This is a genomic window from Actinoallomurus sp. CA-150999 (assembly GCF_050942425.1).
Lineage (GTDB): Bacteria > Actinomycetota > Actinomycetes > Streptosporangiales > Streptosporangiaceae > Actinoallomurus.
On sequence record NZ_CP192063.1, the window covers coordinates 5,335,116 to 5,356,883 of the forward strand.

Here is a 21,768-nt window from a genome sequence, read left to right on the forward strand (position 1 = left end):
AAAGGACATCCGTGGAATACCTCGTCGCAGGGCTCGTTCTCGTCGCGGTGATCACCGCGCTGAACCTCGTGCTGACCGTGGCCGTGGTGCGTCGCTGGCGTGCCCGCCTGGGCGCTCCGCCGGCCGCCCGGCACCATGGCCACGACCACGGGGACCCGGAACTGGGCATCGCGCCCGGAGACCGGATGCCCGAGTTCACCGCGACCACCGCCGACGGCGCGACGGTCACCAGGGACGAACTGGCCGGCCGGCCGGCGCTGATCGCCTTCCTGTCCCTGGACTGCTCGAGCTGCGACGACAGCGTGCCGGAGTTCGCCGAGCACGCGCGCCGGGTACGGGACGCGGGAGGCCAGGTGCTCGCCACGGTGGTCGGCGTCGACGCGGCCGGCAGTGAACTGGCCGCCCGGCTCGCCGGCGTCGCGGACCATGTGGTGCCCGAATTCCTCGACTCGCCCGTCGGCGCCGCCTTCAAGGTCCGTTTCTACCCCGGGTTCGCCCACTACGGCCCCGACGGGGTCGCCACCGCCGCCGGCGTCGGCCTGCAGGGACTGGGCGAGACCGCGCTGCCCTCGATGCCGTGAGCGGCGACGATGACGTGACGGAGTCCGGCGTCTCCGTCATCCGCGGGATGAAGGCGGCCTACGCGCTCGCCTGGCAGGCATGCCCCGGCATGCTGTTCCTCCAGCTCGTCATGGCGGTGATCGGTGGCACGGCGCCGGTGGCCACCGCGTGGCTGACCAAGGTCGCGCTCGACGAGCTCACCGCCGCCCACCCCCGAACCGGGGCGCTGGTGTGGATGGCGGCCGGCATCGGTGCCCTGGGAATCGCGATGGCCTCCAGTTCGGCCGTCACCACCTATGCGCAGGGGCGTGCCCGGCGCGCCATCGGCCTGCTCTCACAGGACCGGCTGTTCGACGCGGTCAACCGGATGAACGGGCTGGCGCGCCTGGAGGAACCGCGCTTCCACGACCGGCTGCGGCTGGCCCAGCAGTCCGCCGAACACGCCCCGGACCAGCTCGTCCAGATGGGCCTGTCCACCCTGCAGGGGACCCTGGGCATCGTCGGGTTCCTGGGCACCCTGGTGGCGATCAACCCGATCATGGCGGGCGCCGCGCTGGCCGCCGCCGCACCCGCGATGATCGCCCATCTGACGCTCAGCCGGCGGCGGGCGGGCCTACTGTGGCGCACCAGTCCCGGGATGCGGCGCAAGATCTTCTACCAGATGCTGCTGACGGACCTGCAGGCCGCCAAGGAGGTCCGCCTGTTCGGGCTGGGAAGCTTCCTGCACGGCCGGATGCTCACCGAACTGCGCGCGGCCAACGACGCCGAGGACCGGCTGGAGCGAGGCGTGGTGCGCGTCCAGGTCTTCCTCGCCGCGCTCGGGGCGCTGCTGGCGGCCGGGGGGCTGGTGTGGGCCGTGCACGCCGCGGCCGCCAGGACGATCAGCATCGGCGATGTGTCGGTCTTCATCGGCGCCCTGGCCGGGCTCCAGTCCGGGCTCAGCTCGCTGGTGCAGGGCATCGCCATGGGACATCAGTCCGCTCTGGTCTTCCACCACTATCTGACGGTGGTCGGGAGCCGGGACGACCTGGCCGGGCCCTTGCAGCCCCGGGAGCTCGCCCCGCTGGCCCACTCCATCGAACTGCGCGATGTGTGGTTCCGCTACGGCGAGGACGCCCCGTGGGTGCTGCGCGGGCTGAATCTGACCATCCCGTACGGCACCAGCCTGGCCGTGGTCGGGCTCAACGGCGCCGGCAAGAGCACGCTCGTCAAGCTGCTCTGCCGGTTCTACGATCCGCAGCGCGGTGCCGTGCTGTGGGACGGGGTGGACATCCGCGACGTTCCCGTGGCGCAGCTGCGTCAGCGGATCGGGGCGGTGTTCCAGGACTACATGGACTACGACCTCACCGCCGCCGAGAACATCGGGCTCGGGGACCTGGCGGCGATCGAGGACCAGGAGCGGGTCCGCGCCGCCGCCGAGCGCGCCGGGGTCCACGAGACCGTCGAGCGGCTGCCGGTCGGCTACCAGACGATGCTGAGCAGGGTGTTCCACGCGGGAGACGAGGAGGACGACGATGAGGAGGCTGCACGGACGAGCGGCGTCCACCTCTCCGGCGGGCAGTGGCAGCGTTTGGCGCTGGCCCGCGGGCTGATGCGTCAGGGCCGCGACCTGATGATCCTGGACGAGCCCAGTTCCGGCCTCGACGCGATGGCCGAGGCGGCGGTCCACGACCGGCTCCGGGAACTGCGCGCGGGCTCCACCAGCGTCCTGGTCTCCCACCGGCTCAGCGCCGTACGCCGCGCCGACCGGATCGTCGTCGTGCAGGACGGCCAGATCCTGGAGAGCGGCGACCACGCCACCCTCATCGCGTCCCCGGACGGCGTCTACGCCCAGCTCTTCCGCAGTCAGGCGGAGGGCTACCAGGAGGACCCGGCGCCGCCGGCGGGCAGCGCCGCGCCGCTGCCCGGGGAGAGCGAGACGGCGCCGACCACGATGGCCGCCGGATGAGCCAGGCCCTGAGCTGGGCCGTCGCGGCGGCGCTGATGATCGGGGCCGTGCTGGCAGCCCGGCTGCTGCTGTCCACCGTCACCGTACGGGGCGGCAGCATGACCCCGACCCTGCACCATGGTGATGTACTGCTGGTGCTGCGCCACCGCCGCCGGGCCAGGCCCGGCCGGCTCGTGGTCGTCCAGCGGCCCGACCGGCACACGGGGTGGAACGGCCCCGTCGACCTTTCTGGCGCCGCCGGGTGGTACGTCAAACGGGTCGTCGCGGCGACTGGGGACCCGGTACCAGCCTGGGTGGCGGGGGACCGGCCCGGCCGCGTGCCGCCGGGCATGCTGGCGCTGCGCGGAGACCACCCCAGCTCGGAGGATTCGAAACAGTGGGGCCTGTGCCCGACGGACCGGATGTACGGAGTGGTGCTGCTGCGGCTGCGCACCGGGGACGAGCGAACCACCGCCTGATCCGGAAGCGGGATCAACCGTGCCGTCGGGCGGCGACGGTGGAGGACGAACGTAGGGGTAGCTTCACAGCACTACAACAACAGACGGGCTCACGATCGGCCACGGGCAGCCGCCCCGGCCCGGGCACCCAGCCATCGTGACGGACCGGCCGCCGGGAAGCACCGCACGATCAGTGCCACGCCTTGATGCGAACAGCCCACCTGCGGGCCGATCTCACGCAGCGACAAACCGCGCGCTTTCAGCCGAAGTGCCAGTTGCCGCTGCTCCATCGTCAGATGCGGCCGCATCCACAGCCTCCTTAGCTCATCGAGAAATCCTCTCGACTCACCGAGCCTTTTGCGTGGACTACTTGAATCCGCCCACTTCTGTCCCAGTTGATGCTTGGCGGTCGATCTATGATGAGTGCTCTAGGGCCTGTCTCAAAGGCAGGTCAGCCAGTCGTTGATGACGGCGATGTGGAGTGTGGCCTCGTAGCGGACGGCGAGCTTGTCATACCGCGTGGCCACCGCACGGTGTCGTTTAAGCCGGTTGATTCCACACTCCACGGCATGGCGCTGCCGGTAGTCGATCGCGCAGAACCGGGGTGGCCGGCCACCGCGGCTGCCCCGGTTCTTGCGGTGCCGGATCTGGTCGGTCTTGAGCGGGATCGTGCACGAGATGCCCCGTCGGCGCAGGTAGGCACGATTCGCGCGTGAGCTGTAGGCCTTGTCGGCCCGGACCTTGCCGGGGCGTTTGCGAGGACGACCCGCACCCACCCTGGGCACGCTGATCGCCTCCAGGACGGGCTGGAACTGGGGTGAGTCTCCCCGCTGGCCGGCGGTGATGAGCAGGGACATGACTTTTTGTCCCTGCTCGCACGACAGGTGGATCTTGGTGGTCAGCCCGCCTCGTGAACGCCCCAGCCCGTGATCGGCTGGTTCGCCGCCGACTGTGTCGGGAGGTTCTTTCTGCTGATCCGGGCGGGTGCGGGCCCCGGCGGCGTGCTGATGGGCCCGGGCGATCGTGGAGTCCACGCTCACCTCCCAGGTGATCAGCCCGGCCGCATCGGCCCGGGCCTGCAAGCCGGTGACGACCCGCGCCCATACCCCCGCCCGTTGCCAGCGGCGGAACAGCGAGTACACCGCCTGCCAGGAGCCGTAGCACTCCGGCACATCCCGCCACGGCGCGCCTGCCCGCACCCGCCACCGAATCCCATCGATGAGCTGCCGTTTCGTCCACTCCGACGGCCGACCTGGCCGCTTGGCCACCGGAAGCAGCGGCTCCAAGCGCGCCCACTGCTCATCGGTCAGGTCGAACCGCCTCGTCACCGCTAGGGTGGTCACGAGGTCTCCGGTATTTCAGGTTCTTCTTGGTCGATGAACCCTCTACCGGAGACCTCTTTGCTTAGCGATCACGACACACCGTCACACACCGGACTTCGAGACAAGCCCTAGCTCACGTCGGCGGCGATCTCCATCAACCGGGCGACTGCCAGGAGGTCCCGCACGCGGAAGTAAGCGACCTGGTCGTTGCTCCACAGGCCAGGCTGCGTGAGGCGCAGCTGAAGTTCGGCGATGCAGTCGGAAAGCATCTGCCGCTGGTCCATCGTCAGTGGACCGCCCGAGTCAAGAGACGCAATCACGCAGGAGTTCAGGTTTTCTTTCAGCTGGTCGGGCGGCGCAAGGAGAGCAGGGAGACGGGCACGCTGCCAGACCTTCAGGGCGTGCAGGGCCGCCTGCCGGGGGGTGCCATACCAGTGTCTGGGGAAGTGGCTGGGGTTCGGGTCTTTGGGCCGGGGGCTTCGCTGGCCTCGACGTTTTGCCTGCCGACGCATGGCTGCGTACTCACGGACCTCGGCCTGCCAGCCCTCACGGCTTGCGGTGAGCGCATCGAGGGCCCGCAGGAGGGATGCTTCATCGCGTTGGAACGGCCCCGCGATCTCCTCCAAGAAGCTCAGGCCCGCATGGAAGCCGATCGGCCGATACAGCTGAACACACGATCGGAGCGCTGATACCCGGCGGCTGTACGGCAGGCGCGCATTACGCACCTTTCGCGCGTAAGTGCCGAAGCTCACGCGAAGAGGTTAACGGGTGGGTGCCAAGCATGTGGCGGGACTGAAGAGACAAGCATCTATCGGGACACAAGCCGGGCTGCTGGGCGTACAACCATCGGTTGATGGGAGACGTTTCGTTATCGGACACATGTGCGCGAAGATCGAAGCACTCGACGAGCGCACCAAGGATCTCTGATCACGGGCTCAGGAACCGACGCCAACGGCGTGCATGAAACCGAGCGTCACGAGTCTTTCTGACAGGTAGAGTTGTTCGGCCGGTGTGCCGACGGAGGCTTGAAGGACCTTATGGCCGGCACCGTTCGCTCGGCCCCAGGCCATCGAGGCGCGCCACAGGTTCCGTCCATGACCGCGGCTCCGGTAGCCCGGATGGACGGCGAAGTACTGGGGCGGCTGGATAATGGCACCGGTCGAGTCGGTCATTGTCGCCAGTGGACCAATGGCACCTACGATGCGATCATCCTGCACCGCAACCAGGACAGGCCCGTCGTCGATTCCGGCTTGCATCCGTTGGTAGAGGAAGGCGAAGCCCTCAGGGCCGATCTCCTCAGTGAACGCCGGGAAGGTAGAAGCGTACGGGCAATCCTTCAGGCTCATCACCGCCCCGGAGTCACCCGGTTCCTGATCTTCGAAGGTCTTGAGCATCAAGCGCGTGCGTGCGCCCTCGCCCATGTCGTCGAACCAGATGAGACGGCCAGTCGCCGCGCCATAGGTAATCATCCATGTTCGGGACCACTCGCTCGCATGACCGACATCGGGCTCGCCGTGCCCGTAGTAGTGGATTTTGAGCACGCCGCGCCCACGAGTCGACAGTGTCGGAATCACCGTGAGTTCGGGCCGGTGGATGATCTCTTGTGTGATCACCCGTTCGTCTTTCGTTGAGGACCAGCGCCGGTCTTTGTTGTAGGGCAGGAAATGGCCTGTGTGAGCGACTGACGCCACCGCGTCGAAAAGTTCTGCGGATAGGGCCTGTGGTCTGACCGGTCCGAGCGTAGGGACGTACGGAACGGAAATCGCCGAGCTGAGCCAGTCCCACCGGAATCTCACGCAACTAGTATAACGAAAGTCACACATGAAACAGGCTCCGACCTAAAAGCCGGAGCCTGCTTTGATCTTTCGATCAGAATGGGTTGTCGTCACCTGCGCTGCATGAGCGCAGGTTGCCGTCCGACAGTGCGTCGATGTCGTCCAGGAACGTGATCTCATCGCCCGACATGGGCGGCGCCGGCTGGAGCAGGTCCACGGTCATTTTTCCTCCTCTCTGGGCTCTCGGTGCTGGCAGTAGGCCGCCAGCGGTGCCTTGGCCTTGCGGTAGAGCTGGACGAGCGGCATGCATGTGCCGCAGGTGCCCTGGAGTTGGCAGCCCGAGCAGCCGCCTTGACGTAGAAGTAGCCGATCGGCGATCGAGCCCAGCCGTGCCAAGCCTTCGACGCCTTCCTCCATGAGAGGGACGTTCGGGTCGCGTCCCACCTTGCAGATACTCGCCTTGCCGAACGGGTCGACGTGGAAGAAGGTGTGACCGGCGTTGCAGCCCTTGAACACCTGGCGTTTGCGCAGGTGTTCCTTGGACTGTGACGGCAGCGTTTCGGCACCGCCGTAGATCGTCGGCACCATGTTGACGTACTCGTCCATCGGGATGCCCAGGCGGTCGGCGAGGGCACGCATCTGGTCGACCTCGTGGGCGTTGTGCTTGGTGACGATCATGCTGAGTGCGAGGGGGAGACCCGCCTCGTGCCCGGCGTGCAGTCCCTTCATGAACAGGCGGTACGCGCCCTTGCGCCGGGTCAGCCCGTCGTAACTCTCTTCGGTCGCGCCGTACACGCTGAGCGTGATGCGGTGCGGGCGGCACGTGGTGAGCAGGTCGAGGACTTTTGGATTGAACAGCCGGGACCCGTTGGACAGGAGAGTTAACATCATGCCCAGCTCATAGGCGCGCTGGTAGACCTCGCGGAACAGGCGGTCGATCATCGGTTCGCCGCCGGTGAGCTGGAGCCAGAGGACACCTGCGTCACGCAGGATATAAAGCAACCGTTCGCGGTCTGGCCATTCCAGGCCCTCGAATTTCTTCCGGCCGAGATAGCAGTGTTCGCAGTCGTAATTGCAGCCGAGGTTCAGTTCGTAGGACGCTCGGCCATATCCGTATCCGCTGTCCATGCGGATGAGGGTGGTCTCCCGCAGTGGGCGGTCAGAGATGTCGATGCTCCATGCGTTACGGGCCGATTCGGTGAGCCAGGCCGGTGCGGAACTGTCGGCCTTCGTGATCTCCTCATATCTTGCTTGAGAGATCTTGATTCCGTTCGGCTTGCCTGGGCGAAGTATGACGTGGCTGCCGAGGAAGGGACTGACGATCAGTTCGTGCATGATGCCTCTTCTTGGAGTCGCGTTCATCAGCGGACCATGTGCTTTGGGCGGGCTGCTGGCCGGGAGGGTTCGGAGCGCTCACCAGGTGAGCCGCGTCCCTGGTTGTGGTGTTGGGGAGGGCGCGTCGTCCGCCGGGCCGGGGCGTTCGTGTGCTCCTTGCGGAGGTAGTTCTCGGCCTTGGCCATACGAATGGCCAGGCGATCCGGATCGGTGTCGTAGATCCAGAAGGCGTTACGCAGATGCCCTGGAAGCGCCACCAGCATCAGGTACCGCTGGTCGGGCAGCACGATCCATCCAGGGTGATCTGCCATGAGATCGGACGCCACGGCGTCCAGGTCACGCGTCATGCCGTCGCACCTCCGCCGTCAGGGCGGTACGAACCGCCGGCGCTCCCGTGCGGGTCCAGGCATGCGCGGCGATGGCAGCAGCCGCCCCAGCCGGATCCGTCACCGGGTGGCTGCCAGCCCTCGAATCCCAGCCGAAGTAGTCACCCGTCACCGCGATCACGACGACAAGCCGCCCCGTGGCTGAGTGGATGAAGGCGGCCGGCACCGCGTCACTCATTCCGACCTGAAAGCCGAAGCCGGCCAGTTCTCGCGCCAGATCGGCTAGGAGGCGTATCTCTCGCTTGTGCTGTTCCGCGCTGTCCACCGAAGCACCCTTCTGGTTGGACGCGGGACCGGTGGCGGAGGCGTTGAAGGTGTGGATCGACGCCACCGGTCCCGCAGCTCATCACGTCACCCAAGTCGACGCGTCTGGCCGGCTTAGGCAGACCGTTCGGCCCGCATACTCGGCGACGAGGTCACCCGCCGGGCGATCTCGGCGAGCAACGCTTGACGTTCGGACTCTGTCAAGCCCGTTGTTGTCCTCTTCCGTGCCTGCTTATTGCGTGCCTGGTCAATCGACGCGACCTGTCCCGAACTCCGCATGCGAACAAGGTGGCCGACGGCGCCCGGCAAACCCATTCCCTAGCGTCATGCCCTGCGGATATACCTCGCCTGGGTATACGATCGGGGCCTGAAGGCGCAGCGGGAGGTGCGATGTCAGGCGGCGTAGTCGCTCCTGTCAATGTGCCGGACTCACTGTGGAGCCGGTCCGAGATGACCACGGCCCTCGAAGTGGCACGATCTTCAGGGGACGTTGGTCCGCTTCTGAAACTCGTGGCCCAGTACGCCGGAGCCTCTCAGACCCAACTGGCGGTCGCGTTGGAGACGACCCAGGGCAAGATCAGCAAGTACATCAACAGCCTCGTTCGCGTTGAGAAGCTGGAGATGTACCAGCGCATCGCCGAAGGCATCGGGATGCCCGACCATGCGCGGATGTCCCTCGGCCTCGCGCCACGGTCTGTCTCTTCGCATCCGTTGCCCTCCACTCCTCGTCCAGCCACCCAGTCGGAAGCTGTCCAGTCAGATCGGCCGAACACGCCCGAGGCGGGCGGAACGGCAGCAATAGCGACAACAGCCATGCAAGGCTTGACAGCGGAGATTACGAATCTCGTACTTACCGGTCTCACTGGTGGCGCTGAACCTGGCCAAGACGCTGACCGCGACGCGGGACGATCGTTCGCGTTGCTCCGTGACTGGTGCAGAGATCAGGACAGGCTCCCTCCGGGCGTCCTTCACTTCTCACCGGGTCGTCTCAGTCTTGAGCAGCTCAGACAGCTAGAGATCACTGCTGATGCCTTCCGCGCCTGGGATCACCAGTTCGGCGGGGGCTTGCGACGCAAGGCGGTCATCGGCCAGCTCAGCGAGGTCTCTGACCTGCTCGACGAGCCCCAGCCCAGCGCTATAACCCGTCGGCTCCTAGGCATAACCGCCCGTTTGGCGATCACCGCCGCACAGATGTCCGACGACACTGGTCACCGAAGCGAGGCCTTCCGGTACCTGGGGCTCGCGCTCAAGGCGGCCAAAGAGGCCGGCAATCATTCGCTCGGAGCCCGTGTCGCCAACTCGATGGCCCGCAAACATCTGCAGTCCGGCGTCGACGGGCAAGGCGTAGCGCTACAGCTTGTACAACAGACAAGAACATCGCTCGGTCAGCGCCTCGGCCCCGACACGACTGCCTTGCTGATAACCACTGAGGCATGGATCCACGCGCACCACGGTGCCGACACCGCGGTCCATCGGACCCTCGAAGAGGCCGCCCAACTCGTCTCCCAACAGGGCAGCACCGCCGGACTCTTCGGCGTGGCGGAGCTCGCGGGGGTGGCGGGGGCTTGCTTTGAGGTTCTGGCGAAGAGCAACCAGGCGAAGGCAGTGCATTACCTCGCTGAGTCCGAGCGTCGAATCAACGAAGCGCTCAACTTGCGCGACGGACTGTACGTCCGCAGTCGTGCCCTCGACTTCGTCGGGCTCGCCAACGTCCATCTCGCGCAGGGCGAGGTGGAACAGGCATGCCAGGATGCCCGGACGGCGATTGATCTAGCCGCTGGGCTCCGCTCCCCCCGAGTCACGAAGCGTCTCCACGCGTTCGCTGTCGGAGCGCTCGAACTTCATCCGGACGAGGATGGGGTATGGGAACTGGCCGAGTATGTCCGCGCCAAGCTTCCCGTAGTCTCGATGTAGATCGATCCTTGCCCGCATCCCACGAGACCGTTCAACAGAAGGAGCGCCGACATGGAGTGGACGATCCACGGACGCCGGGCCATCTACGAAAGCCCGTGGATCAGCCTTGACCTCGTCGATGTCGAGCTACCTGACGGCCAGCGGTTCGAGCAGCATGTAGTCCGCATGGCGCGTCCTGTGGCGGGAGCCGTCGTCGTTGACGATCAGCACCGTGCCCTCCTCATGTGGAGACACCGGCACGTGACCGACACATGGGGGTGGGAGATCCCGACCGGCCGCATCGACGAAGGTGAATCGCCGGAGGAGGCCGCACGCCGGGAGGTCGAAGAGGAGACCGGCTGGCGCCCAGGCTCCTTGCAACTGATCGTCGCTTCCCAGCCGTCCAACGGCTCCATCAACACCGAGCACTATCTGTACCGTGCGGACGGCGCGCAACACATCGGCCCGCCGACCGACATCACCGAAGCCGAACGCATCGAGTGGATTCCGCTGTCCGAGATCCGGTCCCGAATCGCAAAGGGCGAGATCGTCAGCGGCCCAACATTGATCGCCTTGCTCCACGTCCTGTCCGAAGCAACAGCCTGACCGACCAGCAACCGGCGGAACAGACGAGCCAGCCGGGCTACTGAGTGTCTAGTCCCACCTGATGCTTGACAGTTCTGTCCCGGCTGATGCTTGACGGGTGGGCTAGGAACCATGGCCGGCCTTGCGGGGCCGGTGGGCTTTGGTGTTCCGCACCGGAGTGGTCGTGGTCCGCCGGATGGTGCGGGTGTCATCGGTGCCCAGGTCGATGGTGAAGACGGTCTCGGCGACGTGGACGGTGATGGTCTGACCGGCGTGCAGTCGCCCCAGGGCGATCTTCTGGCCGCAGACCATGATGACGCCGGTGTTGCTGGCCCGCCGCTGGACCGTGACCGGCCCGTCCGCCGGTGCCGGGGGCGGACCGGCCGGGCGGGCTCCCCGCAGCCGCCGAACCTGCTCGGCCGTGAAGGGGTTCGGGCGGGTGCGCAGCAGCTCGCGGGTGTCAGGGTCGAAGAACATCAGCGTCGTGGCGTCGATGCGGATGCTCACCCGGCGTCCCGCCAGGATCTCAGCGGCCAGGACCAGGCGCCCGGCCAGGCCGACGTTGCCGTCCTTGCTGACGGTGCGGTCGACCTCGACCGCTTCCCCGTGTTCGGGGTTGGGCAAGGGCGGTGGCCCGGCCTTGCGGGCACCTGCGGCCCGCAGCGCGGTCAGATCGGCCGCCGACAGGTGTGAGCGGACGCTCTTGAGCCGGGTTCCGGCGGCGAGCAGGTGGATGACGTCGGCATCGGCCCAGAACGTCACCGTCATGCCCGCGCGGGCCGGTCCGAGCCAGAACTGCTTGCCGGCCAGGGCCATGTTCCCGCTGGCGGGCACGACCCGTTCGAACTCGATCGCCTCTCCATCCCAGACCCGTGGAACGAGCGCTTCGGCGACCGTCTGTTCCGCAGGAGCCGGCGGTGGCGTCGGCTGCTGGTCGCCGACGGTGGCCAGGCGGATCGGCGCGGGCAGCCGCAGCGGCAGCACGTCTTGTTCGGCCTGGGTGCGGGCGGTGCTGAACCGCTCGACCGGGGTGGCCATGTTCAGGGCCTGATGGGGGCGGCTGCTGTTGTATTCGCCCACCCAGCCGGTGACGGCGGCCTGGGCTGCGGCCAGATCGGGGAACGGGACGGCCTCATCCAGCAGCTCACGGCGCAGACTCCCGTGGAACCGCTCGATCTTGCCGGTCGTGGTCGGAGACCGGGGCTGGGTGAGGCGGTGGACGATGCCGTTGTCCCGGCAGATCCGATCGAACAACACCTCACCGCCATGCCCGAACCGGTCGGTGAACTGCTTGCCATTGTCCGTGAGCACCTCTTCGGGCACCCCAAAGGCACCCAGCGCGTTCGCGAACGCCAGGCACACCGCCCGCCCCGTCGCCCGCTTGACGACCGAGGCGATCACGCAGAACCGGGAGTGGTCATCGACCCCGGTCACGACCTTGCACTCGGTGCCATCGGTGAGGAACACACCGCCGACGATGTCCATCTGCCAAAGCGCCATCGGCTCGTCCCGCTCCCACCGGCGGAACTCCCGGCGGCTGCCCCGACGCTTGCCCGGCTCGATCAGCCCATGGCGCACCAGGGCCCGATACACGCTCATTCGTGAGGGCACCGGGTCGACTCCCAGGCGGCCGAGTTCGTGGACCAGGCGGACCGGGCCCCACCGCGGATGCTTGCGCCGCAGCTCACACACCACCACTTCGACCTCGGCCGCCAGCTGATGCGGGCACGAGACCGGCCGCTTCGACCGGTCCATCAACCCCGCCAGCCCCGCGTCCTGATACCGGCGCAGCCACGAGTGGACACTCTGCCGCGAGACCCCGAACCGGGCCGCGACCTCGGTCACCGACACCCCCGCCTGCACCTGCAACACCGCCCGATACCGCTGCTCGACAACGGACAACTCCACCAGGGCCAATCCCGGCCTCCCACCGCGCGAAGTCCGCAAACGAACACGCGACAGCAAAACCGATCAGGCACCCGTCAAGCATCTGGTGGGACTGAAGTGACAAGCATCTACCGGGATACGACAAAGCCGGGCTACTGAGTGTCTAGTCCCACCTGATGCTTGACAGTTCTGTCCCGGCTGATGCTTGACGGGTGGGCTAGGAACCATGGCCGGCCTTGCGGGGCCGGTGGGCTTTGGTGTTCCGCACCGGAGTGGTCGTGGTCCGCCGGATGGTGCGGGTGTCATCGGTGCCCAGGTCGATGGTGAAGACGGTCTCGGCGACGTGGACGGTGATGGTCTGACCGGCGTGCAGTCGCCCCAGGGCGATCTTCTGGCCGCAGACCATGATGACGCCGGTGTTGCTGGCCCGCCGCTGGACCGTGACCGGCCCGTCCGCCGGTGCCGGGGGCGGACCGGCCGGGCGGGCTCCCCGCAGCCGCCGAACCTGCTCGGCCGTGAAGGGGTTCGGGCGGGTGCGCAGCAGCTCGCGGGTGTCAGGGTCGAAGAACATCAGCGTCGTGGCGTCGATGCGGATGCTCACCCGGCGTCCCGCCAGGATCTCAGCGGCCAGGACCAGGCGCCCGGCCAGGCCGACGTTGCCGTCCTTGCTGACGGTGCGGTCGACCTCGACCGCTTCCCCGTGTTCGGGGTTGGGCAAGGGCGGTGGCCCGGCCTTGCGGGCACCTGCGGCCCGCAGCGCGGTCAGATCGGCCGCCGACAGGTGTGAGCGGACGCTCTTGAGCCGGGTTCCGGCGGCGAGCAGGTGGATGACGTCGGCATCGGCCCAGAACGTCACCGTCATGCCCGCGCGGGCCGGTCCGAGCCAGAACTGCTTGCCGGCCAGGGCCATGTTCCCGCTGGCGGGCACGACCCGTTCGAACTCGATCGCCTCTCCATCCCAGACCCGTGGAACGAGCGCTTCGGCGACCGTCTGTTCCGCAGGAGCCGGCGGTGGCGTCGGCTGCTGGTCGCCGACGGTGGCCAGGCGGATCGGCGCGGGCAGCCGCAGCGGCAGCACGTCTTGTTCGGCCTGGGTGCGGGCGGTGCTGAACCGCTCGACCGGGGTGGCCATGTTCAGGGCCTGATGGGGGCGGCTGCTGTTGTATTCGCCCACCCAGCCGGTGACGGCGGCCTGGGCTGCGGCCAGATCGGGGAACGGGACGGCCTCATCCAGCAGCTCACGGCGCAGACTCCCGTGGAACCGCTCGATCTTGCCGGTCGTGGTCGGAGACCGGGGCTGGGTGAGGCGGTGGACGATGCCGTTGTCCCGGCAGATCCGATCGAACAACACCTCACCGCCATGCCCGAACCGGTCGGTGAACTGCTTGCCATTGTCCGTGAGCACCTCTTCGGGCACCCCAAAGGCACCCAGCGCGTTCGCGAACGCCAGGCACACCGCCCGCCCCGTCGCCCGCTTGACGACCGAGGCGATCACGCAGAACCGGGAGTGGTCATCGACCCCGGTCACGACCTTGCACTCGGTGCCATCGGTGAGGAACACACCGCCGACGATGTCCATCTGCCAAAGCGCCATCGGCTCGTCCCGCTCCCACCGGCGGAACTCCCGGCGGCTGCCCCGACGCTTGCCCGGCTCGATCAGCCCATGGCGCACCAGGGCCCGATACACGCTCATTCGTGAGGGCACCGGGTCGACTCCCAGGCGGCCGAGTTCGTGGACCAGGCGGACCGGGCCCCACCGCGGATGCTTGCGCCGCAGCTCACACACCACCACTTCGACCTCGGCCGCCAGCTGATGCGGGCACGAGACCGGCCGCTTCGACCGGTCCATCAACCCCGCCAGCCCCGCGTCCTGATACCGGCGCAGCCACGAGTGGACACTCTGCCGCGAGACCCCGAACCGGGCCGCGACCTCGGTCACCGACACCCCCGCCTGCACCTGCAACACCGCCCGATACCGCTGCTCGACAACGGACAACTCCACCAGGGCCAATCCCGGCCTCCCACCGCGCGAAGTCCGCAAACGAACACGCGACAGCAAAACCGATCAGGCACCCGTCAAGCATCTGGTGGGACTGAAGTGACAAGCATCTACCGGGATACGACAAAGCCGGGCTACTGAGGCGGATGAGACCTTTCTCTACGTCTTCAAGGGCGCCCCGCTACGCGGGCCGCCGGCGGCCGACCGGCCCTCGGGCCGGGCTGCGGCCTCTGCGGGCCGGTCCCGTCCCGAGACCGAACGGCCGCCCCACCCGATACGGAACACCAACGAAGCCGAAGAACGACCGCTCACGGCTCGGATCTCGTCCGCGTCGTGCCTGTCGCGCAGCCTCAGCCGGATTCGCCTGATCAAGTAACGAAAAGTGCGATCACTGCTGCGATCCCTGACGCCGCTCCGCCCAACGCGCTCACGGTTGCCACGCGGTCTTGGGGGGACGCCCAAAGACCCCGGTTTAGCTCGCGCCAGGCGTGCGGAATGAAGACCATCTTGAGCTTCTGCCACTTATGGTGCCTGAGCCTACAGCCCATCAAGAGACCATGGGCATTGTTGCGGCAGAGCGTCCCATCACGATTGTCCGCCCCACACCAGCCGGGAGCTTGGAAGAGGAAGTAAGCCACTGTCATCACCGACAGAAGGATCAGAATCGCCGGAGCAACGCCACCGAACCACCAGACAACAGCCAAGATGGCCAGAAGAAGGTAACCCCAGTACCGCTTAATCCCCGTCACGCAACGCAACATAGTTTGACGGCTTGTCGACGTGAAGAGTTAAGGCCGTATCTGGCCACGGACAAGCGAGGCGAAGCCGACACCAAGGCCGTGACGATCGCCGTGGGTGGTTGCGCGCCGTTCGGGTTGGGGCGATCGGCTGCCGCCCCCGCTTCCGTTCCTCGGGCCGTGAACGGCCCTGCGGTACGGGTCGGGGTTGCCCTCGATCACGGTGGTACTCTCGCAGGTCAGCGCGATGCGACCAGTCTGAGCGCGTGCAATTAGCGTGCAACTAGCCAGGGTGAACAGGGGGCAAAAGGGGTCACTCGCGGGCTGTCGGCACCGCAGGTCAGAGGCGCTGAAGGCTGATCTTCATTTAATTCCCAAGCTGGTAGCGTGGGTTCGATTTCCGTCACCCGCTCCAACAGTCAAGGCCCAGGTCAGGACGTGAATCCCGACCCGGGCCTTGACCGTTTTCAGAGCCTTAACGATCTCCCGTGCAATTAGGCCACAGGCACCAGCACGCCCGCCGCACCGCCGTCGCCGTCATCCTCGCGGTTGTCGCGCTGAGCCTTCAGGAGGGCATCGAGGCCCTGGGTGATCGCCTGGTCTTCTACACGTTGTCAGTGTTGGGCGATCCACTTGACCCCCACGCCCCCCCACGCCCCGGTGCCGTCATCCCCTTGCTGCTGCACATTTATCCCGTAGCCCGCGAAGCTGATCCAGCCGTTGCGGTCGCCTCTCCCTTGGACCTTTTTGGCGGTCACGCTGTTGAGGTCGGCGTTGTCTGCGGCCACGGTTCCCCAGGTTCTTGTCCCGTTCTGGTATACGTTGAGTCCGCTCTTGGGGAAGCTGATCCATCCGTCGTCGGTGTTTTTTCCTTGCACCCAGTTGGTGTTCACGCCGTCGAAGGTGGCTTTGTCGGCCGTTAGGCTGCCTGTTTTGATGCTCGTGGTGGCGGTGAGTTTGTCGACGGTGAGGTCGCCCGCTCCTTGGACCTTTTTGGCGGTCACGCTGTTGAGGTCGGCGTTGTCTGCGGCCACGGTTCCCCAGGTTCTTGTCCCGTTCTGGTATACGTTGAGTCCGCTCTTGGGGAAGCTGATCCATCCGTCGTCGGTGTTTTTTCCTTGCACCCAGTTGGTGTTCACGCCGTCGAAGGTGGCTTTGTCGGCCGTTAGGCTGCCTGTTTTGATGCTCGTGGTGGCGGTGAGTTTGTCGACGGTGAGGTCGCCCGCTCCTTGGACCTTTTTGGCGGTCACGCTGTTGAGGTCGGCGTTGTCTGCGGCCACGGTTCCCCAGGTTCTTGTCCCGTTCTGGTATACGTTGAGTCCGCTCTTGGGGAAGCTGATCCATCCGTCGTCGGTGTTTTTTCCTTGCACCCAGTTGGTGTTCACGCCGTCGAAGGTGGCTTTGTCGGCCGTTAGGCTGCCTGTCTTGATGCTCGTGGTGGCGGTGAGCTCGTCCACGATGGGGCCGCGTACCTGAACGGTCGTGGCGAGGAGGTGTTGCTGGTTGGTTCTGGTGGAGGTGGCGAGGAGGGTGTAGGCGGTGTCCCGCTTCGGGGCATCGGCGCCCTTCAACGACACGGTGTACCTGCCCTGCGGCCCGGCAGACGAGGTGACGGGTTTGCGCCCACCCGGGAACAGGATCTCGTAGGTGAAGTCTGCGGACCCTTCCCAACTCAGCTCGGTCGTTGTTCCGGCGTCGATAATGTCGTGGTCCAGGCGGAAGTCGCGCGGCGCCCGTGCGGTTTTCGCCAGCGCCACCGCCGTATAGCGGTTCTTGGCTGTCAGACCTTGTGTTTTGGCGGACTCGGTCACCGTCAGCGCCGCCAGGCCGGCGGCCTTGGCGACGGTGACGTTCTTCAGTGTCAGCACCATGTGGTCACCGGGCTTCAGGGTTCCGCCGCCAGCGGCAATGAGCCGGAAGGTTTTGGGGTCCGGCTGCTGGACGGTCACCGGGCTGGCTTGGGGCTGAGTCCGGTCTTTGTGCCAGCCCTTCGCATTGATCTGGGTGGTGTGCGGGGTGAGGTCATCGGTGCCGTCGCCGAGAGGCACCACCACATCGATGCTGTACCAGGTCGCATCGCGCTGCTGTCCGGTGTAGGTCACGACCAGGTACACCGTCGCGGTGGACGGAGACGGGCTGGTGCCGGATGCCTCCAGCGAGGCCGGGTCGGTGACGACGGTGTAGGTCAGCACGGTCATGGTCGCGACTCCTTCACCTGAAACACGGCGCAGGCCAGTGACCCACGCGCCAAGAAAGGAATGGGCAGGCAGGACAGGCAGCGACACCGGTAATACAATCCGAAACCCACCGCTTGACCCGCAGAACAGCACCCCCCTAGATCCAAACCCCGGTAGGAGAACGCGACAAGAGCACTCGGGGTTGCCAAGACAGGGCGATTTGGCAATACCATCACTGTCTTGACAGATATCGTAACAACGGGTCACAGTACGCGTCCGAGCACGGCAAGCTGGCGCCGACCGTGATCCTGCCGGTACGCATCGAGGAGGTAGTGCGCGCCGAGTGCTAACGCTGGTGCTAACAACCGCCCTGGACGATCTTGGACAGGTCTGGACTGGTGGGCGGCCGAACGCCAGGTCACAGGCCGAGTCTGGATGGCCGTGGACAGGCATAGCCTGACTCGTAATGAATGTGTAAGCGCCGCCGATGGCCATCCTCTACGCCGCCGCCCCAAAGCAGTTTTTTGCTGAATAGTGCTCTGCGGTTCGCTCAATGTTTCGGCTTCACGGGAATCCGGGTACTCATCCCAGTATGGGCATAAATGGCCGACGCGTACGGGTTAGTCCGCATCCAGGCCAATGCCGGACGATCTAGCTAGCTCCCGGCGCATTGCAGCCATTAGCTGCAGACGCGCGTCTCGCACTTGCTGAAAGTTATCATTCAGCAGGGCATGCGCTGCTTCTTTTATGTCTTGCTGTGCTGTACCTAAGCCATGGTCAGTTGAAATCCCCAGCCGACAGGTGACGTCTAACAACCGGTCTTCGACTTCATCAACTAGGGCCCGCACTTCCCTCCCTGCTAGAAGATCTGTTTCATAGGTCAGTTTGTGGTAGGAGCGCTCGATCTCGTGTATCTCGTCTTCCAGGTGGCCCGGCTCGCTGTCCGAAATAAGGGCCCAGCTCACTCTACGCAAGAGTCGAACCCAATCATTGGCCGAGCTATGAATCGCTCGAAAAGTTTGTCGCTTCTCGTCCGTCCACCGGTTTCTTTCCGCATGCACACGCTGATCGGATTCTCGGCGCAGTTGTATGCGTTGGCCGAGCCAGCCACTGGCCAACGTCGTCACGGCACCCGCCAAGGTCCCTAGTAACCCGTAAAGCGCGGCTCCATCCATAGGAGATAACTATCTCAGACGTAGCGGTTCGCCAACAGCCTCGGCATGCGAGGCCAGACAACGCAGTACTGGGGTCCGGCTGACCATGCTGCCAGCTAGCCGCCCGCCGTTCGGCAGCGCGATCGGCTCCTTACGTGCCTACGGGATATACGCGGGATGGACGGAGGCGTCAATGGTCCGGAGTATGGTTTGAGCACAGGTCACGCATGATGGTGGTTGCGATCGCCGACCCTCTGTAAAGCCGTCGGCTCGTCTTGGCGGAGCCGATCGCCCGCGTCGGAGGGTTCAGCGTCCCGGCTCCTCGGGCGGAGTACGCTGCTTGTGGGTAGCAGGTGGGTACACGAAGCGTTCTGATCGAAGATTGCGCAGGTCAGAAGTGCTTCAGTCGTTGCGTTCCTAAACCGTGTGCCTGTCGATCGTTGCAGTCGGTAGAGCGGCTCGCTGGCAGCTATCTGAGCCCGGACGGTGGTCTAGACGCCCACATGGGGGCCTTCGCAGCGTGCAATTAGCCACGGCGATCAGAAGTCAATAGGGGTACTCACGCGTAGCCGCATCTGCAGGTCAGTGGCGCTGAGAGCCGGTTTCCCTTAATTCCTCTGCCACCATGTGACGCTGAACTGTGCATGTCGGGTCGGAACGCCGCCACCCAGGCGTTGGTCTCTATTCGCCTCACCTAGCGAACCGGTTCGACAGTGCTCAGCCGAGAAGGGCCTGCGCCAGCCGCCGGGCCGACCGCGGTCGAACGGCACCGGCGCGCGTATCGAGACGCCGTCGTCAGCGGAGCGGGTCGTGGGGGCGGGCGGGTGCGGTTGTTCCGCGCAGGGAGATGGGTGGGGCGACGAGGACGTGGCGGTGTGGGGTTGCGGGATCGGTGATGCGTTGGATGAGCATCTCCACGGCCTGGGCGCCGAGTTCGTCGGCGGGCACGTCGGCGGCGGTGAGGGGCGGGTGGAGGTTCTCCGCCCAGTCCTGGGCGGCGACTCCGGCGATGGAGAAGTCCCTGGGCACCGCCAGGCCCGCCTGGGCCAGTGCGTGGTACATACCCGGGATGGCGGCCTCGTTGATGGTGGCGACGGCGGTCAGGTCGGGGTGCTCGGTGAGGAGTCGTTCGACGCAGGACATGCCGGACTGGGCGTCGTCGGCGCAGCAGGTCTGCACGCCCTCCAGGTCGCGTTCGGCGATCGCGCGCGCGAAGCCGGCCTGGGCTCGGTGGCCGGGGCCGTACCCTGCCGCCACCAGTTCCGCGGAGCGGTTGACCAGGGCGATGCGGCGGTGGCCCAGGTCGGCCAGGTGATGGACGCATCGGGAGATCAGCGTCTCGTAGTCGATGTCGACCCAGGACATCTCCTCCGGGCGGGCGGTGCGGCCGATGCCGACGAACGGCAGTCCGGTCTCCCGTAGGCGGGTGACCCGGTCGTCCTCCAGCCGGATCTCCATGACGACGACGCCGTCGACGCGTCGGCTGCCGACCACGCGCTCGAACGAACGGTCGTGCTCACCCCCGGACGGCGACAGCAGGACGTCCAGGTCGGCGCGTGCGGCGGCGTCGACGACGCTGGCCACGAAGCCGAGCTGCATGTCGGTCAGGCGCCGGCCGGCCGGCGGGATGACCAGGCCGATCGTGTGGGTCTTGCCCTCCTTGAGCGCCTTGGCGACGGCGTTGGGCCGGTAGCCGAGCTCGTCGATGACGCCCTGGATGCGCCGCCGGGTCTCCTCCGACACCGGGCGCTTGCCGCTGAGGGCGTACGAGACGGTGCTGCGTGACACGCCCGACCGCCTGGCGATCTCCCCGATGTTCACCAGCGCTCCCTTGCTCGATCCACCCGACCCGCCACATCGTAGGTCGAATCGAGTGTACGGGAGGACGAGGTCCAGGTTGCGGTGGTTTTTCGCGGTAGCCCATTGACGTGTGCGAATGTGCGGTCCTATGTTCATGCGAACCGATTCGACACCAGACGGAAACAACCGCGCAACGCGGGGCAGTGGAGGTCACAATCATGGGATCAGTGGCAACGAGCCGGCGTGCGGCCGGCCTGATCCTCGCGGTCCTGGCGGCCGCGGGCGGCATGGTCGCGTGCTCCACGTCGTCCGGCGGCGGTAACGATCAAGGGGGTGCGGCCCAGGGCGGGACGTTCACCGTCTGGGATCCGTACCCGCAGTACGACAACGGCTCCGACTGGGTGAAGCTGCTGGACAAGTGCGGCGCCCAGGCCGGGGTGAGCGTCAAGCGCACCGGCTTCGACACCAGCGATCTGACCAACAAGGTGCTGCTGGCCGCCCAGCAGGGCAACGCGCCCGACGTGCTCGTCGTGGACAACCCGGTCGTGTCCACGCTGGCGGAGGGCGGCATCCTCACGACCACGGCCGAGAACAAGCTCGACACCTCCGCCATCGCGCCGAACCTGCTGGCCGCCGGGCAGCGTGGCGGCAAGACGTACGGCGTCCCGATCGGCGCCAACACGCTGGCTCTCTACTACAACAAGAAGGTCCTCGCGAAGGCCGGGGTGGACATCGCCTCGGTCAAGGACTGGACGTCGCTGACCGCCGCCCTCCAGAAGGTCAAGGCCGTGGGCAAGAAGGGCATCACCTTCTCCGCGATCGGCACGGAGGAGGGCAGCTTCCAGTTCCTGCCCTGGTTCTGGGGATCCGGTGCCAACCTCACCAAGCTGGACTCCCCGGAGGGCGTCTCGGCGGCGACACTCTGGACGGACTGGCTCAAGAAGGGCTACGCCCCCAACTCGGTCATCAACAACACCCAGACCACGAGCTGGCAGGAGTTCGCCGCCGGCGACTACGCCTTCGCCGAGAACGGCACCTGGCAGCTGGCCAATGCCAAGAAGGCCGGCCTCTCGTACGGCATCATCCCGATCCCCGGCCGGAACGGCGGCACGGCGCCGGCACCGACCGGCGGTGAGTTCGTCAGCATCCCCGTACAGAAGAAGACGGCCCGCTACACCACATCCCAGAAGCTCGTCACCTGCCTGACCAGCACCGACAACTCGCTCACCACCACGACGACGCTGTCGTACGTCGCCCCCACCACGCAGGTGCAGGCCAAGCAGGTCGCCGCGAACCCGGAGCTGAAGGTGTGGGTGGAGGCGGTCAAGGCCGCCAAGGGCCGGACCAGCGACGACCTCGGCACGAAGTACCCGAAGATCTCCGAGCCGATGTGGGGCGCGGTGCAGGCGGGCCTGAGCGGGGCGAAGAGTCCGCAGCGGGCGATGGCCGACGCGCAGGCGACGGCCGCGAACGCGACGCGATAGGCAGTCGGGTGATACAAGCACAGA

20 protein-coding genes are annotated in these 21,768 nt (G+C 66.5%); 6 read left to right on the top strand and 14 right to left on the bottom strand.

The features are described 5' to 3' along the window. Nucleotides 1-11: 11 nt before the first annotated feature. From ACQP2O_RS24940 to ACQP2O_RS24950, 3 genes are read left to right on the top strand one after another with little or no spacing between them, the layout of a single operon-like run. On the top strand, nt 12-581 hold the full coding sequence (locus tag ACQP2O_RS24940) for a peroxiredoxin family protein (protein WP_433189735.1): 570 nt from the start codon (nt 12-14) through the stop codon (nt 579-581). After that, nucleotides 578-2,509, top strand: coding sequence for an ABC transporter ATP-binding protein (locus tag ACQP2O_RS24945; RefSeq protein WP_433189738.1), 1,932 nt, complete (start codon nt 578-580; stop codon nt 2,507-2,509). The genes ACQP2O_RS24940 and ACQP2O_RS24945 overlap by 4 nt, the downstream gene beginning before the upstream one ends. Then, nucleotides 2,506-2,967: a S26 family signal peptidase gene (locus ACQP2O_RS24950; protein ID WP_433189741.1), complete on the top strand. Its 462-nt coding sequence runs from the start codon at nt 2,506-2,508 to the stop codon at nt 2,965-2,967. Before ACQP2O_RS24945 ends, ACQP2O_RS24950 begins: the two co-directional genes overlap by 4 nt. A gap of 89 nt (nt 2,968-3,056) precedes the next feature. Here the strand turns inward: ACQP2O_RS24950 and ACQP2O_RS24955 are convergent, their stop codons facing one another. The 8 genes from ACQP2O_RS24955 to ACQP2O_RS24990 form a co-directional block, all read right to left on the bottom strand. After that, nucleotides 3,057-3,254 carry a helix-turn-helix domain-containing protein gene (locus tag ACQP2O_RS24955; protein WP_433189744.1) on the bottom strand — a complete coding sequence of 66 codons (198 nt, stop codon included), beginning with the start codon at nt 3,252-3,254 and terminating at the stop codon, nt 3,057-3,059. Between the two features lie 132 nt (nt 3,255-3,386). Beyond that, nucleotides 3,387-4,289: an IS5 family transposase gene (locus ACQP2O_RS24960; protein ID WP_433189747.1), complete on the bottom strand. Its 903-nt coding sequence runs from the start codon at nt 4,287-4,289 to the stop codon at nt 3,387-3,389. Nucleotides 4,290-4,396: 107 nt separating this feature from the next. Next, complete coding sequence (locus tag ACQP2O_RS24965) at nt 4,397-5,020, bottom strand: hypothetical protein (RefSeq protein WP_433189750.1); 624 nt, start codon at nt 5,018-5,020, stop codon at nt 4,397-4,399. A gap of 183 nt (nt 5,021-5,203) precedes the next feature. Continuing rightward, the gene (locus ACQP2O_RS24970; protein ID WP_433189753.1) at nt 5,204-6,064 is read right to left on the bottom strand and encodes a GNAT family N-acetyltransferase; all 861 of its coding nucleotides are present in this window, start codon (nt 6,062-6,064) and stop codon (nt 5,204-5,206) included. A gap of 73 nt (nt 6,065-6,137) precedes the next feature. Then, nucleotides 6,138-6,266 carry a hypothetical protein gene (locus ACQP2O_RS24975; RefSeq protein WP_433189756.1) on the bottom strand — a complete coding sequence of 43 codons (129 nt, stop codon included), beginning with the start codon at nt 6,264-6,266 and terminating at the stop codon, nt 6,138-6,140. Further along, nucleotides 6,263-7,378, bottom strand: coding sequence for a radical SAM protein (locus ACQP2O_RS24980; protein WP_433189759.1), 1,116 nt, complete (start codon nt 7,376-7,378; stop codon nt 6,263-6,265). The genes ACQP2O_RS24975 and ACQP2O_RS24980 overlap by 4 nt, the downstream gene beginning before the upstream one ends. A gap of 26 nt (nt 7,379-7,404) precedes the next feature. After that, entirely contained in the window at nt 7,405-7,725 is a 321-nt protein-coding gene (locus ACQP2O_RS24985; RefSeq protein WP_433189762.1) for a hypothetical protein, read from the bottom strand. Further along, on the bottom strand, nt 7,715-8,095 hold the full coding sequence (locus tag ACQP2O_RS24990; protein ID WP_433189765.1) for a hypothetical protein: 381 nt from the start codon (nt 8,093-8,095) through the stop codon (nt 7,715-7,717). Before ACQP2O_RS24990 ends, ACQP2O_RS24985 begins: the two co-directional genes overlap by 11 nt. 383 nt (nt 8,096-8,478) lie before the next feature. Between ACQP2O_RS24990 and ACQP2O_RS24995 the strand changes: the two genes are divergently transcribed. Then, nucleotides 8,479-9,942 carry a hypothetical protein gene (locus tag ACQP2O_RS24995; protein WP_433189768.1) on the top strand — a complete coding sequence of 488 codons (1,464 nt, stop codon included), beginning with the start codon at nt 8,479-8,481 and terminating at the stop codon, nt 9,940-9,942. A 51-nt stretch (nt 9,943-9,993) separates the two neighbouring features. After that, a complete protein-coding gene (locus ACQP2O_RS25000; RefSeq protein ID WP_433189773.1) occupies nt 9,994-10,527 on the top strand; it encodes an NUDIX domain-containing protein in 534 nt (177 codons plus the stop codon). 102 nt (nt 10,528-10,629) lie between these two features. Here the strand turns inward: ACQP2O_RS25000 and ACQP2O_RS25005 are convergent, their stop codons facing one another. The 6 genes from ACQP2O_RS25005 to ACQP2O_RS25030 all read right to left on the bottom strand — a co-directional run bounded on the left by ACQP2O_RS25005 (nt 10,630) and on the right by ACQP2O_RS25030 (nt 20,281). After that, nucleotides 10,630-12,408, bottom strand: coding sequence for an IS481 family transposase (locus ACQP2O_RS25005; protein ID WP_433191157.1), 1,779 nt, complete (start codon nt 12,406-12,408; stop codon nt 10,630-10,632). 202 nt (nt 12,409-12,610) lie between these two features. Beyond that, nucleotides 12,611-14,389, bottom strand: coding sequence for an IS481 family transposase (locus ACQP2O_RS25010; protein ID WP_433191157.1), 1,779 nt, complete (start codon nt 14,387-14,389; stop codon nt 12,611-12,613). 371 nt (nt 14,390-14,760) lie between these two features. Next, nucleotides 14,761-15,141 carry a hypothetical protein gene (locus ACQP2O_RS25015; protein WP_433189776.1) on the bottom strand — a complete coding sequence of 127 codons (381 nt, stop codon included), beginning with the start codon at nt 15,139-15,141 and terminating at the stop codon, nt 14,761-14,763. A gap of 602 nt (nt 15,142-15,743) precedes the next feature. Beyond that, nucleotides 15,744-17,327 (bottom strand): hypothetical protein, encoded by a 1,584-nt coding sequence (locus ACQP2O_RS25020; RefSeq protein ID WP_433189779.1) that lies wholly within the window; start codon nt 17,325-17,327, stop codon nt 15,744-15,746. 599 nt (nt 17,328-17,926) lie between these two features. Then, on the bottom strand, nt 17,927-18,481 hold the full coding sequence (locus tag ACQP2O_RS25025; RefSeq protein WP_433189781.1) for a hypothetical protein: 555 nt from the start codon (nt 18,479-18,481) through the stop codon (nt 17,927-17,929). 774 nt (nt 18,482-19,255) lie between these two features. Further along, nucleotides 19,256-20,281, bottom strand: a complete 1,026-nt coding sequence (locus ACQP2O_RS25030) for a LacI family DNA-binding transcriptional regulator (protein WP_433189784.1) — start codon at nt 20,279-20,281, stop codon at nt 19,256-19,258. Between the two features lie 197 nt (nt 20,282-20,478). Here ACQP2O_RS25030 and ACQP2O_RS25035 point away from each other — a divergent pair, with 197 nt between their 5' ends. Continuing rightward, nucleotides 20,479-21,744, top strand: a complete 1,266-nt coding sequence (locus ACQP2O_RS25035) for a sugar ABC transporter substrate-binding protein (RefSeq protein WP_433189786.1) — start codon at nt 20,479-20,481, stop codon at nt 21,742-21,744. Nucleotides 21,745-21,768 lie beyond the last annotated feature (24 nt).

What these genes read in the sequence shown, in the direction of transcription:
- ACQP2O_RS25020 (WP_433189779.1), bottom strand. Translation starts at nt 17,327, where the DNA reads ATGACCGTGCTGACCTACACCGTCGTCACCGACCCGGCCTCGCTGGAG.
- ACQP2O_RS25000 (WP_433189773.1), top strand. Translation starts at nt 9,994, where the DNA reads ATGGAGTGGACGATCCACGGACGCCGGGCCATCTACGAAAGCCCGTGG.
- ACQP2O_RS25035 (WP_433189786.1), top strand. Translation starts at nt 20,479, where the DNA reads ATGGGATCAGTGGCAACGAGCCGGCGTGCGGCCGGCCTGATCCTCGCG.
- ACQP2O_RS24975 (WP_433189756.1), bottom strand. Translation starts at nt 6,266, where the DNA reads ATGACCGTGGACCTGCTCCAGCCGGCGCCGCCCATGTCGGGCGATGAG.
- ACQP2O_RS24995 (WP_433189768.1), top strand. Translation starts at nt 8,479, where the DNA reads ATGACCACGGCCCTCGAAGTGGCACGATCTTCAGGGGACGTTGGTCCG.
- ACQP2O_RS24980 (WP_433189759.1), bottom strand. Translation starts at nt 7,378, where the DNA reads ATGCACGAACTGATCGTCAGTCCCTTCCTCGGCAGCCACGTCATACTT.
- ACQP2O_RS24955 (WP_433189744.1), bottom strand. Translation starts at nt 3,254, where the DNA reads ATGCGGCCGCATCTGACGATGGAGCAGCGGCAACTGGCACTTCGGCTG.
- ACQP2O_RS24950 (WP_433189741.1), top strand. Translation starts at nt 2,506, where the DNA reads ATGAGCCAGGCCCTGAGCTGGGCCGTCGCGGCGGCGCTGATGATCGGG.
- ACQP2O_RS24985 (WP_433189762.1), bottom strand. Translation starts at nt 7,725, where the DNA reads ATGACGCGTGACCTGGACGCCGTGGCGTCCGATCTCATGGCAGATCAC.
- ACQP2O_RS25025 (WP_433189781.1), bottom strand. Translation starts at nt 18,481, where the DNA reads ATGGATGGAGCCGCGCTTTACGGGTTACTAGGGACCTTGGCGGGTGCC.